5 protein-coding genes and 1 other RNA gene are annotated in these 15,368 nt (G+C 67.6%); 1 reads left to right on the plus strand and 5 read right to left on the minus strand.

Annotated features, from left to right (window positions below):
• Positions 1-461: 461 nt before the first annotated feature.
• The 4 genes from D2E24_RS03495 to ffs form a co-directional block, all read right to left on the minus strand.
• Positions 462-821 (minus strand): hypothetical protein, encoded by a 360-nt coding sequence (locus D2E24_RS03495; RefSeq protein ID WP_125967951.1) that lies wholly within the window; start codon positions 819-821, stop codon positions 462-464.
• A gap of 475 nt (positions 822-1,296) precedes the next feature.
• Positions 1,297-4,365, minus strand: a complete 3,069-nt coding sequence (topA, locus tag D2E24_RS03500; protein ID WP_125967952.1) for a type I DNA topoisomerase — start codon at positions 4,363-4,365, stop codon at positions 1,297-1,299.
• Between the two features lie 400 nt (positions 4,366-4,765).
• Positions 4,766-6,043 (minus strand): phosphatase PAP2 family protein, encoded by a 1,278-nt coding sequence (locus tag D2E24_RS03505; RefSeq protein ID WP_164520985.1) that lies wholly within the window; start codon positions 6,041-6,043, stop codon positions 4,766-4,768.
• 53 nt (positions 6,044-6,096) lie between these two features.
• An RNA gene (gene ffs / locus D2E24_RS03510) (signal recognition particle sRNA small type) lies at positions 6,097-6,193 on the minus strand.
• A 647-nt stretch (positions 6,194-6,840) separates the two neighbouring features.
• Here ffs and D2E24_RS03515 point away from each other — a divergent pair.
• Entirely contained in the window at positions 6,841-9,006 is a 2,166-nt protein-coding gene (locus D2E24_RS03515; protein ID WP_420897471.1) for a transglycosylase domain-containing protein, read from the plus strand.
• A 270-nt stretch (positions 9,007-9,276) separates the two neighbouring features.
• Here D2E24_RS03515 and D2E24_RS03520 read toward each other — a convergent pair whose 3' ends face one another.
• Positions 9,277-15,189 (minus strand): alpha-N-acetylglucosaminidase TIM-barrel domain-containing protein, encoded by a 5,913-nt coding sequence (locus D2E24_RS03520; protein ID WP_241222835.1) that lies wholly within the window; start codon positions 15,187-15,189, stop codon positions 9,277-9,279.
• Positions 15,190-15,368 lie beyond the last annotated feature (179 nt).

The following is a 15,368-nucleotide window of genomic DNA, read 5'->3' on the forward strand; positions in this document are numbered from 1 at the left end:
CAGCGGTCAGCGGGCGTCCCCGTTCCCGGCGACGACACCCCCCGGATCATCAACGACAGGGCGAGAAAGTCATACCGGAACCGGCGACCCGGTCCCGACCATCGGGACCTACTAAACATGGTAATGGCGTAAACGAACGACGACGCAAACGAACAGGCCGGCGTCGCAATCCGTTAAGAAACGGAGGAATCCATACGAATGACGACGCAAACCGGGTCACTAGCGTCGTAATCCACATGCCAATTCAGATTGGTAAACGAACAACGACGCAAATCCTCCGCTCCGCGTCGCAACCTGCATACCCACGACAAGTCATATAGAAACAACGACACGACTAGACGGAACAGCGTCCGCATACGGATACAATCATGATTCCGTAATCGGACCATCATCATGAAAAGGCGACGATCATACTTGTGGAATATGACCGCCGCCTCCTTCAATCCTGTGACTGTTTCATGTCAGTCATGACGAATGTCATACAGCGTGAACAGGCAGAAAACCACATATACGATCATGAAGAACGTTACGGAGCCGGAAAAGAACTTGTCATCCGTGTATATGGTCAAATACAGGCAATACAAAGCACCCAAGATAGCCAATGCCGTTTCCGCGCCGAAGGCGGCGAACAACATCCTGCGCTTTCGTCCGTCATCATAATCGGACGACGACCACAGCAACGCCAAGCCGACCATCAGCGAGACGATGGCGATTATGGCTGCCTGCACGGATTGGCCATCATGCAGAGACCGGATCAGACCCGTTACGGAACTTACCGCCGTCCACGCTCCGACGACCATTCCTCGGCGGAAGACTTTCATGATGCCTCCTAACCCCAGGGAAACGAATTGCCCAGTTTCCATTGTGTGCCGGAAAATATCCCGGCACGCGACCGCATTGCGTTACGGGAGGATCAATCGCCTGGCACACGATATCGATCAATGCGAGCACCAGACAGTAAATTAATGTTCATGCCGACCATCTGCATATGCCGCATCATATTCCTCGCGCATGCGTCCTCTTCACACCGCAATTTGCGTGGGGAACGACGCGATTCATGCGAATGGCGACACCAAACGGACAAGACATCGTATGCCGACTCGGATTTACAGACGAATAACGACGCAAACCGACATCCCAGCGTCGCAATCTGTTCGGGGGGCGGCGGAATCCATACGAACAGCGACGCAAACCGACCCCTTAGCGTCGCAATCCGCATGCCAATTCAGATTTGCACACGAACGGCGACGCGAACCGGAGTTCGCGTCGCCGGATGGGCCGGGACAGGAAGCCGAATCAGCGCTTGGCGGGCTTGGCGGCGACCACGGCGGGACGCTCGTAGCCCTCGTGTTCGGTCAGCCAGGTGATGTCGGCCTTCACGGTGGCGGCGGTCGAGCCGATCGCGTCCGCGATGCGCGTGTTCGCCCACCCCTGGTCGGCGAGCCGGCGCACTTCGGCGCGGCGTTCGGCGCGCTTCGCCTCGACGGCGCTCGTCTTCGACGCGGCACCGGACTTGGAACCACCCTTGGCGGTGCCCTTCGCCGACTTGCCCGCCGCGGTCTTACCGGCGGCCTTGCCGCCCGCCTTCGCACCGCGGCCGCGCTTGGCGGTCGGACCCATCGCGCGCTTCTCGGCGAGGATGCGGTACGCGTCGGCCGGTTCGATCGTGGCCGGATCGTACTGGCGCGGCAGCGTGCGGTTCGTCTCGCCGTCCGTCAGGTACATGCCGAAGCGGCCTTCCTTGATGACGACGGGCTTGCCGCTCTCCGGATCCGTGCCCAGCTCACGCACGGGCGGCTTGGCGGCGCCGCGCCCGCGTCCGCGACCGTACTTGGGCTGTGCGAACAGGTCCTTCGCCTGATCGACGGTCACGGTGAAGATCTCGTCCTCCGAGCCGAGCGAGCGCGTCTCGCTCTTGCCGTCGGCCGCGGTCTTGGTCAGGTACGGGCCGTAGCGGCCGTTGTTCGCTTCGACGCGCGCCTCGCTGATCTCGCCGGTTTCGGCGTTCGTCTCCTCGTACGTGCCGACGAACCGCGGCAGGCTGAGCAGTCGCAGCGCGTCCTCCAGGGTCAGCGATTCGGGCGTCATCGTCTTGAACAGGGACGCCATCTTCGGCTTGGGGGCGTCGGTCTTCTTCGCGCCCTTCTTCGCCGTCGTCGTGGTCGCAGCAGCGGCGGTCGTCGCAGCAGCCGCACCACCGTCACCCGCAGCCGCACCGTCACCCGCAGCCGCCGGCACGAGCGCCACGTACGGTCCGAATCGTCCGCTGCGCACTTCGACGGTGCCGCCGGTCGCCGGGTCGACGCCGAGCACGCGCGGTCCGCCCGCGTTGCTGGCGATCAGCTCGTGGCCGACTTCGACGGTCAGCTCGTCGGGGGCGAGCGTGTCGGGCAGGGACGCGTGCTTGGGATTGCCTTCCGCGTCGAGCTGCGTTGCGTCCTCCAGATACGGGCCGTAGCGGCCGACGCGCACGCTCAGCCCGTCGCCGATCGCGATCGTGTTGATCGCGCGCGCGTCGATCTCGCCCAGCTGTGCGACGTGGCGCTGCAGGCCGGCGTGCGCCGCGTCGGCCGACTGCGCCGCATCGTCGCCGGAGCCGAAGTAGAAGCGGGTGAGCCATTCGCGGCTGGTCTCCTGGCCGTGCGCGATGCGGTCGAGGCCGTTCTCCATGTCGGCGGTGAACTCGTAGTCGACGTACGTGGGGAACTTGGTCTCCAGCAGCTTGATCACGGAGAACGCGAGCCACGACGGGATCAGCGCGCGCCCGCGCTCGTACACGTAGCCGCGGTCGATGATCGTCGAGATGATGCTCGCGTACGTGGACGGGCGACCGATCTCCTTGGCCTCCAGCGTCTTGACGAGCGACGCTTCGGTGTAGCGCGCCGGCGGCTGCGTCTCGTGGCCGCCGGCCTTGACGCCGCGCGCGTCGACGCGCTGGCCGGTCGTCATCGGCGGCAGCGACGCGTCGGCCTCGCCGGCCTTCGCCGCGCGGCCGTCGCCCATCGCCTTGAGGAAGCCGGGGAATTCGATCACGGTGCCGGACGCCTGGAACACGGCCTCGCCGTCGGCGCCGGCCGGCGCGGACAGGCGCACGGTCGCGGTCGATCCGGTCGCGTCGGCCATCTGCGAGGCGAGCGTGCGCTGCCAGATCAGCGTGTACAGCTTGAGCTGGTCGGCCGGCACCTTCGTCGCGAGTTCGGCCGGGTCACGGAAGCGCGAGCCGGCGGGGCGGATGCATTCGTGCGCCTCCTGCGCGCCGGCGGTCTTCGTCGCGTACTGCTTGGGCGCGTCCGACAGGAACGCCGCGCCGTAATGCGTTTCGACCGCGCTGCGGGCCGCCGCGATCGCCTCCTGCGACAGCGTCACCGAATCGGTACGCATGTAGGTGATGTAGCCGTTCTCGTACAGGCCCTGCGCGGCGCGCATCGTCTGACGCGAGCTCATCGACAGCCGGTTGCCGGCGGCCTGCTGCAGCGTCGACGTGGTGAACGGCGGCACCGGACGGCGGCGGTACGGCTTGGATTCCATCGAGATGACGGTGAACGGCGCGTGCGCGAGCGCCGATGCGAGCGCGGTCGCGGCCGTCTCGTCGAGCTGGCGGACGCCGTCGGCGACGCCGGCTGCGGTGAGCCGGCCGTCGGCGCCGAAGTCCTTCGATCCGGCGAGCCGGTGGCCGCCGAGGGCGATCATGCGCGCTTCGAATTCGGCGGGTGCACCTTCCGCATCGGGGGCGGCGAGCGTGGCGGCGACGTCCCAGTAGGCGGCGCGGGTGAACGCCATGCGTTCGCGTTCGCGTTCGACGATGAGGCGGGTGGCGACGGATTGCACGCGGCCGGCGGACAGGCCGGGGCCGATCTTGCGCCACAGGACCGGGGAGAGTTCGTAGCCGTAGAGGCGGTCGAGGATGCGGCGGGTCTCCTGCGCGTCGACCATCGCGCCGTCGACGTCGCGCGTGCGGTCGAGGGAGGCGCGGATCGCTTCGGGGGTGATTTCGTGGAACACCATGCGTTTGACGGGCACCTTGGGTTTGAGGGTCTGCACGAGGTGCCATGCGATGGCTTCTCCTTCGCGGTCCTCATCGGTGGCGAGGTAGAGTTCGTCGGCGTTCTTCAGCGCGCTTTTGAGTTCGGCGACGGTGCGCTTCTTGTCGGCGTCGACGATGTAGTAGGGCTTGAAGCCATCGTCGATGTCGACGCCGAATCGGCCGTATTTCGCCTTGTCGGCGGCGGGGACCTGGCTGGGCTGCGCGAGGTCGCGGATGTGGCCCACCGACGCCATGACGGTGTAGCCGTCGCCCAGGTATCCCCCGATTTTCCTGGCCTTGGTGGGAGACTCCACGATGACGAGCTTGCTGCCGGTTGCCATATTCTCTCCTTGACTATGGTGCCTACGGAACGTCATATTACCCATGTGCCGTCGTCAAACCGCAAATCGACGGCCCGCGCGGCATGGCCGGCTGCGGCCCTGCCGGCGTACGTCGCGTCGTCATCCGTATGAGTCGGGGACTTTGCATGCGGATTGCGACGCTACCGGCGCCCGTTGCGTCGCAATCCGTACGGAATCGGAGAATCGTATGCAAGTTGCGACGCCTGAGTCGCGTGTTGCGTCGGGATTCGTATTGGGCGGCCCTGTCATATGCAGAAAACGACGCTACGGGTGCGTGTTGCGTCGTCGTTCGTATGAATCGGGGATGTCGTATGCGGATTGCGACGCTGACGGCGCGCGTTGCGTCGCAATCCGTATGGAATCGGGAATCGGGTACGGATTACGAGGCGGACGGCGGGGCCGGGGGCGCGCCGATGAGGCCGAGTCGGGTGAGCGGGGCGGCGGTCAGCTGGCGCAGCGCCACGACGAGGCCGCAGGTGAGCGTCGCCGCGCCGCCGACGCCGACGATCGCGGCCAGGTGCGCGCCGGACGCCGCCCATGCGGCGGAGATTGTCAGGCCGGGCAGGATCTGCCAGATCACGTACGCCGCGTACGCGCAGGCGAGCGTGCCGGCGGTGATCATCATCGTGCCGACGATCTGCACGCCGGTCGACGAGGCGCGGCGGCCCGGATCGTCCATGCCGCTGGCGCGCGTGCATGCGAGCGCCAGCATCGCCAGTCCGCCGACGATGAGGATCGACATGACCGCGTCGGTGGGCCGGTGCCAGGTGCCGGCGATCACCGACCAGCCGACCAGCGACGCGAATGCGGCGGCGACGATCGCGGCCGCGGCGCGCCATGCGCGTGGCACGGCGAGGATGAGCAGGACTCCGGCCGCGGCGGCGGCGATCGTATGGCCGGACGGGGCGGAGTTGACGTACGGGGTTTCCGTGTAGATGAGCATCGGGCGCGGCAGGACGCGTTTGAGCAGCGACGCCGCGTAGCAGGCGGCGATGAGCGCGCCGGATTGGCCGAGCAGCCACCAGCGGCGGCGCACGGCGGCGACGGCGAGTGCCGCGATGCCGAGAATCAGGGCGATGACGATGGTGGGGTTGAGCGTGAGGAACGGCAGGTGGATGCCCTGCCAGAGGAACGGGGTGAGCAGCGCCGACATCCAGTCGGGGAGGGCCGAGTCGAAGCCGGTGATGACCATTTCGTCGTACGATTGGCCGGCCAGGGTGCGTACGCCCAGCCACCAGACGCCGGCTGCGGCGGCGAGCCACAGCAGGCCGAGGATGACGCACAGAATGCGGCTCGACGTGCGCGGCCGGACGGCGAGCGGATCGAGTGCGGCGAGGCCGCGTTCGACGGCGGCGTCGGCCGTGCTGGGGTTGCCGATCGAGGCGGGCCGGTCGGATGGTGCGGTCGAACCGGAGAACCTCGGGAGACCGGACGAACCGGCGGGGCCGCCGGATGCGGTCTGTGCGGCGGCTGTGAAGCGGAAGTCGGACGGCGGGGCCGGGATGTCGGATGCCGGTCCGGGCGTGGCCGCGAAGGGGATGTCGGAGGCGGCGGTATGGTTCTGGGTGGGTCGAGACGCGTGCAATGGGGTGAACGTCACCGTGTCGGCGGCCGGGACGGGGGCCTGGGAATCGCGGGAGCGCTGTTCGTCGGTCATACGCCCGACTCTACACATCGGATCGCGGGAGAAATCGGGGAGAATCTGGAGATAATGAAAAACCTCCGCGTACCCGGCAGAGGCCACTTACCCTTGCTGCATTCCTGCCCTGGGGGAGTTGGGTGACGTACCGCCACGCGGAGGCTCCCCCTAGTGTACATCATCCCCGGACACCGCGCGTCGCAGCGGCGTTGGTCAAGGCCGGGGCCGTCTGTGGGCGAATCCGCCATCCGACCGGGCTGAGATTACGCCGCAAATCAATCACAGCCCACCTATCTCGCACAGTGAGGGCAGATTTTCGGTTGCGCACAGTGCTATACGGCAAACTGAGGGCAGGTTCACTTCCCCTACACCTGCCATACCCCTTAGCCCTTGGCCAAATGTTGCGCCGTATGTGACGATTGCGGAGAGTGCACCTGCCCTCAGTTCGCCGTATAGCATCTTGCAAACCCCGGAATCTGCCCTCAGTTCGCCAGTTAGCGCCCCGCCAGACCGCATCGGCATCCCGGCCGGCGAAGTCCGGCCTCCTGCCGGCCGGTAATGTGATGATTCGGGGGACGTTGTCGGGTTTTTCGGACGCTGACAGTACGGTGGACATCATGAGTTCACAGGCATACAGCAGTTCCCATGCCGGTCGCGCCACCAGCAGCGCCTCGCATGGCGCATCCCGCGGAGGCCGCGGCACGGGCTCGACGGCGCGCCGGTCCCGCACCTCCACGGCCAAACGCGCCGCAGGCCGTCATGCCGGTCCGTCGCGTCATTCGCGCCGACCGCAGCGGCGCAAGGGCCGTCATCTCATACTCAAATGGATCATCGGCATCATCGCCGCCGGCCTGCTCGCCGGCGTCGGTGCGTTCGCATACTTCTACATCACCACCGACATCCCGCCGGCGGAGAAGATCGCACTGGCCGAGAAGACGACCGTCTACTATGCGGACGGCACCACCAAGATCGGCTCGTTCGCGGAGCAGAACCGCGAGATCATCGAATGCGGCGACCTGCCCGACTATGTGGGCAAGGCGATCGTCGCGTCCGAGGACCGCACGTTCTACACGAACCGCGGCATCGACTTCAAGGGCATCGCCCGCGCGCTGGTCAACAACATCACCAAGGGCACGCGCCAGGGCGGTTCGACCATCACCCAGCAGTACGCGGAGCGCTACTATCTGGGCGAGACGACCTCCTATATCGGCAAGATCCGCGAGGCGATGCTCGCGCTCAAGATCGCCCAGTCGCAGGACAAGGACCAGGTCCTGTGCAACTACATGAACACGATCTACCTGGGCCGCGGATCGTACGGCATCCAGGCGGCCGCGCAGGCGTACTTCGGCAAGGACGCGAAGGACCTGTCGCTCGCCGAGGCGGCGACGATCGCCGGCATCATCCCCTCCCCCGGCAACTGGGATCCGGCCGTCGACGCGGACACGGCGCAGCAGCGCCTGACGCGCGTCCTGCGCATCATGAAGGAGGACGGCTACATCACCGCCGAGCAGCAGAGCGAGGCGAAGGACCTGCCGGCGACCGTCGAATACGCGGCGAACAACATGTACGAGGGCATGAACGGCTACCTGCTCACCACGGTCGAGAACGAGCTGGTCGCGTCCGGCTCGTTCACTGCCGACGAGCTGGAAACCGGCGGCTACCGGATCGTCACGACGCTCGACAAGGCGATGCAGGACGAGATCCAGTCCACCGGCGACACGCGCCCGGACGGCATGCCGGAGAGCATCCAGATCGGCGGTCTGGCCGCCGATCCGCGCGACGGGTCCGTCAAGGCCATGTACGCCGGATCGGACTATCTGACCCAGCAGCTCAACAACGCCACCCAGTCGCAGTTCCAGCCCGGCTCCACGATGAAGCCGTTCGCGCTGCTGGGCGCCGCGCAGGAGGGCGTGAGCTTCGACACGACGTTCAACGGCAACTCCCACCAGCATTTCGACGGCATCGAGAACGAGGTCAACAACGCGCTCGAGATCAACTGGGGCAACATCAACCTGTATCAGGCGACCGCCAACTCGGTGAACACCGTGTTCATGGACGTCAACGAGCATCTGACGCCGCAGCGCACCGCCCAGATCGCGCATGAGGCCGGCATCGAGTCCGACATCGACGAGACGTCGCCGTACAACGTGCTCGGCATCAACGCGACGACCGTGTGGGACCTGACGCAGGGCCATGCCACGATCGCGGCGGACGGCGTGAAGAACACGCTGCACATCGTCGACAACGTCACCGACAGCGACGGCAAGGAGATGTACAAGACCGTCACCGAGAACCAGAAGGTGTTCGACGCGAACGACTGCGCGCTCGTGCAGAAGGCGATGCAGGGCACCACCACGTCGGGCACGGCGGCCGGCACCGCGGCGGCGCTCGGCCGCGCCGTGGCCGGCAAGTCCGGCACGGCCAACGACGAGACGGCCGCGTCGTTCGTCGGCTACGTGCCGCAGCTGATCAACGTGTGGGCGATCTGGAATCCGGACGAGAACGGCAGCCCGCAGGTCGTGCCCGAGTTCGCCGGCTACGGCGTCTCCTCGACCGGCTACCCGGCGCACCTGTTCACCGAGTTCATGAAGCAGGCGCTGGCCGGCACCGAGGTCGTCGACTTCCCCACCGCCACCGACAAGGGCAAGGTCGGTGGCCCCGACGGCACGTGGGGTCTGGGCGCGGCGTACGAGCAGCAGAAGAAGGCCGAGGAGGAGGCCCGCAAGCAGGCCGAGCAGGAAGCGCAGTCCGAGGAGGAGTCCGCCGGCCGGACCGGCGTCACCGGCGGGTCGGGCGACGGCGGGACCGGTGACGGGGCCGGCGATGCGTCCGGCGACGGCGGCACGACCGGCGGCACGACCGACGGTTCCGGCGGCACGACCGGGGGCGATGCATCCGGTGACGGATCCGGCGGGACTTCCGGCGACGCCGGGACCGGCGACGGATCCGGCGCGACGACGCCGAACGGCGAAGCCCAGTAGCCGGCAGATTACCGGATTGCCGGATTACCGGATTACCGGCCGGCAGCCCCGGCACCCCGGTTGCATCCCGCGAATACATGACAGGGGGCGGCGTGCGATGTGCACGCCGTCCCCTGTCGTATGTCGCCGGAATACGGGCCCATCCCCTACCGCTCACCTTCGATCCCGCACCTTCGCGCGGTCCGAAGACGACCGAAGATGACCGGAGCCGGAGGCGCGGACGGAAGGCTGAGCGCGTCGCCCGCGGTGACGGGCGACGCGCCTACGCCGTCACCGCAGACCGTGTCCGCGACGACGCCGGACGATCATGAGGCCGGCCGCGAGCGCCGCCGCCGTCAGCGCGGCGATTGCGACGGGCGTGGTCGCGGAGCCGGTATTGCTCATCTTGCCGGAGCCGTCGCCTTTCCCGGAGCCGGAACCGTTGCCGGTGCCGCCGGGCTTCTGATCGCCGGCGCCGGGCCGGTCCGTGCCGCCTTCACCGGTGCCGGGCTTGTCCGTGCCGCCTTCACCCTCACCGGTTCCGGGCTTGTCCGAACCGCCTTCGCCCTCGCCGGGGCCGGGCTTGTCGCCTTCGTCGCCGCCGCCGTGCGACCGGCGTTCCAGCCCGTCGCGCGCAGCCGCGAGCGCGCCGCATGCCTCGTCCAGTGCCTGCTGGGTCGTGGAGATGCGGTCGCGTGCCTCGATGGCGGCGGCAAGCGCATCGGCGAACGGCTTCCAGGATGCCGCGGTGTAGTCGCCTTCCTGCAGGGCCTGCGCCGAGGCGATGGCCGTGGCGAGCACGGTCCGGTCGAGTCGGGCGTCGGCCAGCGCGTCGATCGCGGCGGCGAGCCGCTGCGCGAGGTCGTCGACGGTGGACTGCGGCACCTGGGTCAGGTCGACGTCGCGGGCCGCGTCCAGAGCGGCGGCCATCGCCGCCCATGCCTGGCTGTCGTAGTCGCGTTCCGTCAGCGCGTCGGCGGCGGCGATCGCGGCGGTGAGCGCCGTCGCATCGATGTGCACGACGGACCGTCCGAAGGCGTCGATGGCGTCGCGCAGTGCGGCGCTCGCCGCGTCGATGGCTGCGGCGTCGGCTGCGGCGGCGCGTGCGGCCGCGGCCGTGTCGATGGCTGCGGCGAGCGTGTCGGCTGCGGTCTGCGGGTACTGGCCTTCGTGGTCGCCGATGACGGCGTCGGCGAGCCGCTGGCGGGCCGTGTCGAGCACGATCTGGTAGCGGGTGTCGGCGTCGTCCACGCCGGCGAGCGCGTCGGCGACGGCCTGTCCGAGCGTGTCGGCCGCGTCGTCGATGTCGCGTTGGGTGACGGTGCCGTACGCGTCGGCGACGGCCTTGGCGTCGGCGAGCGGCGTGTCGAGCGTTGCGGCGAGGCCGGTCAGGCCGTGGCCGCGCAGCGCGTCGCGGGTCGCCGTGGCGTCGTCGATGGCCACGTACAGGGCGTTGCGGTCGATGGAGACGTAGCCGGTGCGGTAGAACTCTCCGACGGCGGTTTCGACGCGCGTGGTCCATGCGGCGCTGTCACGCGAGTTCATCGTGTCGAGTGCGGCCTGGTCGGCTGCGTCGAGCACCGTTTCGAGCGTGTCGCGCGCGTCGGCGCGGTAGTCGCCGGCGTGGTCGCCGAAGGTGAGGCGGGACAGGGCGGCGCGTACCGAAGCGAGGGTGCTGCGTAGCGATGCGGCCATGTCGGTGACGTACAGGTACGTCTCGTTCAGGGTCACGTCGCCGTCGTTGAGGATGGTGAGCCGCACCGCGTCGGTGTACACCGGGGCGGCGAGCCGGGCGAGGAGTTCGTCGCTCAGGCGCGTGTTGCCGGAGTAGTCGGCGAGCGTGGCCCACGTGTCGGCGTCCGCATCGTCCGCGGGCACGCGGTATTCGGCCTTGAACCGCAGCGATTCGCCCTTCATCGAGGACAGGATGCCGAGGATGCCGATGTCGTACGGGCGGTCCAGTGCGAACGTGAGCGTCTTGTCGGCGCCGTCGGTGAGCGTCACCGTGCTGTCGCGGTCGCCGTCGGTGAGTGCGGCGAGCGCGCCGGCGTCGAGCGTCGAGCCGTCGCCTGCGGTGACGGTGGCGGTTCCGGCGGCGTTGCGCGGGGTCGAGTACACCTCGATCTCGCTGACCAGCGGCCATGCGGCGCCGCCGGATGACGGGATCCTCGCGTCGGTGATGTCCATGCGAATCGTCTTGACCGCCTCTCCCACCGGCACGTCGATGGTGATGCCCTGCTGCTCGGACAGGTCGTCCGCGGTCCGTTCGTGGACGACGCGGGTCGTGCCGTCGTCGTCGGTCACGGTGAGGGTGAACTGCATGCTGCGGTCGGGCTGGCCGTCCTCGAAGCGCAGTCGGATCGAGTCGACGTCGCGTGCGCTCGGATAGTCGAGTTGGAACCAGGCGGGCTTGGCGCCGTCGCGGGACACCCATGCGGTCGCCTTGCCGTCGACGAGCGCACCGGCGTTCTCGGGCGCGTCCTTGGTCGGCGACGAGGTGATCGTCGCTTCGGCGGCGATGTTGACGCCTTCGATCGTGTCGGCGCTTTCGGCGAGCAGTTCGAGTTCGGCGAGCGCCGGCCATGCGGTGCCGCCGACCGAACCGGTGAATTCGACGGTGACGTGGGTGATCCGCTCGCCGATGTCGGCGGTGTAGACGCGGTCAAGTGCGCCCTGGTTGCCGGTCTGGTCGATGAGGGTGCGTTCGCTGCCGTCCTCGAGGCCGGCGACGATGCGGAACCGGAATTCACGGCCGGCCTGTTCGAAGACGAGTCGGGCGCGGTCCACGCGGGTCGGTTCGGCCAGGTCGATCCGGTACCAGTTGGGTTCCGACCCGTTGCCGACCCAGAGCGTGCCTTCGTTGCCGTCGATGCCGGCGGAGGTGGAGCGGCCGGGTTCGGTGGAGCCGGCTGTGGCGGTGGTGCCGAGGGCGATGTTGTCGTAGGTGGTCTGCGGCTGCGATGCGCCCCAGATGGTCAGTTCGTGGATGCCGGTCAGCTGGCGTCCGTCGGTGGAGTGCAGTCGGTAGCGCACCTTGGATCCGAGGATGTCGCAGTCGACATCGTTTTTGGAGCTGACGACGTCGGCTTCGGACCGTCCGATCTCGACCCATTTTTCACCGTTCCACACCTCGATTTCGTAGCGCAGCGGGAAGTCGGCGGCGATCTGCTGGAGCGTGATGCCTGCGCCGGTGATCGCGTACGTGCCTTCGAGGTCGATGTCGAGGGTGGCGTCGGTGCGGCCTTGGGCGGTCCAGCCGGTGTCGGTGCTGCCGTCGGTCGGCAGGGTCGTGTTTTCGCCGGTGTCCGCGTCGGTGACGGTGCGGCCGAGGGCGAGGTTGGTGCGTTCGTCGGCGCTGCCGCCGCCGGTGTACTCGTCCATGACGCCCACCGTGTAGCGGGTCATGATGTCCTCGGCGAGCCGTTTCCGGTCGTCGTCGGACGCGGTGACGGCGAAGCCGTATCCGGTTTCGTCGCTTTTGCGGTTGGCCCATTCCCACCCGTAGTCGAACCAGTCGGGGTCGGTGAAGTCGGTGCCGTCGGTGAGTTTGGCGAGCCGGTTCTCCACGTAGGTGGCCCAGCGCGTGTAGTAGTAGTCGCCGGTCAGGCCCGCCCACTGGCGGTTCGAGTAGTCGATGAGCGACCCGTTCTTGGCGAGGCCCCAGGTGGTGACCAGCGCTCTGGCGTTGAGCTCGAACAGGTCGGCGGTCCAGTCGTCGGCGTCGTCGAGCATGGTGCGCGCGTCGTCGATCCAGGTGCCGAGCAGGAAGCTGTCGCTGGTGGCGAGCAGCTGATCCTGCGCCTTGATGATGCCCAGCATCTGTTCGCCGAGTACGGCGAACAGGTCGGCGTCGCCGGAGCGGTAGGCCTGGCCTGCGAGCGGCTGGTATTCCTGGAACGCGTTGGCGAGCACCTGGCGCATCACGTCGACGAAGTCGTAGCGGAATCCTTCGGAGTCCCGGTATTCGTCGTAGGCGTCGATGAACAGCTGTGCGGCCTGCTCGAAACGTTCCTTGTCGTAGTCGATGTCGCTGTGGCCCCAGGTGGAGGCCGAGCCGATCGCGTTGTCGGAGGGGCGGGCGTTGATGATCGACTCGCTGGCGCCCTGATAGTATTCGCCGTCGGTGTGCGCGTAGGCGGTGTCGAGCAGGATGTCCCACGCCTGCTCGATGGTCGTGTCGGTGCCGCCGTAGCGGCGTTCGGCGTAGTCGCGCGTCCACGCGCGGTAGTCGATCGGATCCTGCTGCCAGGTCATGTCGAACAGCAGCTCGTAGACGATCGGCGAGTTGTCGATCGCTTCGGGCGTGATGCCGATGCCCCGCATGTACGAGTTCGCGTTGTACGCGTCGGTGATGTTCTGCGAGAGCACTTCGGGCACGCCGTCGAGGCCCATGCGGCCGCCGAAGTTGTGCAGCATGTTCCACACCCACGGCACGCCCTGGTTCTCCATCGGGCTGGCCTGGGAGCGCAGGTCGCTCTGCAGGTCGAGCACGAGCGCCTGTGACTTGTCGGCCAGACCGGACAGCTTGTTCTCGTCGATGCCGGACTGCCACTGCTGCATCACCCAGATGGCGTCCGGGTCGTGTTCGAGCATCTTGGACTGCACGGTGCGGTAGATGTCGACGATGTCGAACCCGTCGGGGATGGTGCCGCCCTCGTGGAACGGGTCGACGGCGTAGTAGTGCGACACGTCGCCGAACACGCGCTCCTGTTCGGTGTAGAACGTGTCGCCGACCTTCTGGAAGTAGTCCTCCTTGCCGGCGGCGCGGTCGTCGTCGGTCAGGTAGGTCTTGATCATGTACGGGCGGTCGTAGCCGGACCAGCTGCCGGAGGATGCGGCCACGGAGTCGGGGTTGCGTTCCTGGAAGTCGGTGGGTACCTGGCCGCCGAAGCCCTGGATGACGGGCGTGATGCCGAACGTCTGCATGCGGTCGTGGATGCGGCGGCCCAGTTCGACGCGCTGCGGGAACCAGTTCGCGGGCAGCGGGCCGCCGGTCGAGTACAGGTTCTGCATGTAGAACCACGCGTAGTAGGCGGGGCCGGACAGGTATTCGCGCACGTCGTCGTCGCTGTAGCCGTACTGGGTGAGCGTCCGGCGCAGCACCTCCTCCTGGCCGACGATGTCGAGCATGAGGTTGACGCCGTTCATCGCGGCCCAGTCGAGGAACGCCTCGTATTCGTCCCATGCCCAGAACGACATCGTGTACGAGTAGGTGCAGAAGTTGAGCGCGTAGCGGTACTCGTAGTTCGTGTACTTGAGGATCTTGGAGCCGACGGCGGGCAGCGTGTCGGGCATGTCGAGCTGCGAGCCGAACAGCGGATTGTAGTCGACCTTGCACCAGTTGCGCAGATAGTAGTTGAGGCCGGAGGCGAGGGAGACGCCGTCGTTGCCGCGGATGAGGATGCGCCCGTCGCCGGCGTCGGAGATCTCGAAGACGTCCTTGCCGTCCGACTGGCCGCGCAGCGCGAAGTCGAACGAGTCTACCCAGCGCTCGCCGATGACGCGGGAGACGAGGTCGCGCACCCCTGCGATGGTCTTGGCCTCGGCGTACTCGGGATCGGTCTCGACCTTCTCCCATTCGGCGCCCCAGCTGCTCGACGCGAAGTCCTCCACGGCGATGGGCGCCGGTTCGGGGCTGTCGTCGGAGATCTTGACGCCGTGGAAGGCGACTTCGGCCAGGTCGACCTGCTGATGGGCCGAATCGTAGCTCACGTTGATGCGCGCGTACGCGGCCCGGGTCGGGTCGATCCGATAGGTGTCCGCGGTGCCGTCCGACGCCGCGTCGTCGCTCTTGTAGGCGACTTTGTCGTAGCGTTCGCCATCCTCGGACAGGTAGATCTCGTAATGATGGTAGGCGCCGTCGCCCGGATTGGCCACGTCGATCCGGGAGACGTCCCACGTGCCGCCCAGGTCGAAGTCGAGGAAGCGCCGGTAGTCCTGCATCGAGGAGTCGGCCGGGGACTGCCAGTAGGTGGCGGGGTCGCCGTCCACGGCGGCGGACGGGTCGTGGCCTGCTGCGGACGCGCCCGAGGCGGTCACGCCGTCGATGGCCGGGTCGTCCGCGGCGAGCGCCGTGGCGGTCAGGCCGCATGATCCGGCGAGCGTGGCCAGCGCGACGGTCAGAGCGGTCAGGGAGCGTGCCGCGCGGCGTCGCAGCGCGGGCGGACTGGCCCATGTGGGCAGGGTCGGATGGAACGGGGTCATGAAGACGGCTCGCTTTCGATGGGCCGCCCGTTCGGCGTGACGCGTCCGTGCGTCGTATGGCTGGCGGCCGTGGTGATGCGGTCCGCACGGCCTGCGGCTCCATCGTCGGGGCCGGCGCCTTCGCGCGGATCGGTATGGTCGCGCTCCATCGTATGGCATGAGTCGGACCCGGCCGATCG

Origin of the sequence: Bifidobacterium samirii, from assembly GCF_003952945.1 — a bacterium.
GTDB lineage: Bacteria > Actinomycetota > Actinomycetes > Actinomycetales > Bifidobacteriaceae > Bifidobacterium > Bifidobacterium samirii.

Excerpts from the sequence above, each read along its gene's own strand:
- D2E24_RS03495 (WP_125967951.1), bottom strand. The coding sequence starts at position 821 with ATGAAAGTCTTCCGCCGAGGAATGGTCGTCGGAGCGTGGACGGCGGTA.
- topA (WP_125967952.1), bottom strand. The coding sequence starts at position 4,365 with ATGGCAACCGGCAGCAAGCTCGTCATCGTGGAGTCTCCCACCAAGGCC.
- D2E24_RS03505 (WP_164520985.1), bottom strand. The coding sequence starts at position 6,043 with ATGACCGACGAACAGCGCTCCCGCGATTCCCAGGCCCCCGTCCCGGCC.
- D2E24_RS03520 (WP_241222835.1), bottom strand. The coding sequence starts at position 15,189 with ATGACCCCGTTCCATCCGACCCTGCCCACATGGGCCAGTCCGCCCGCG.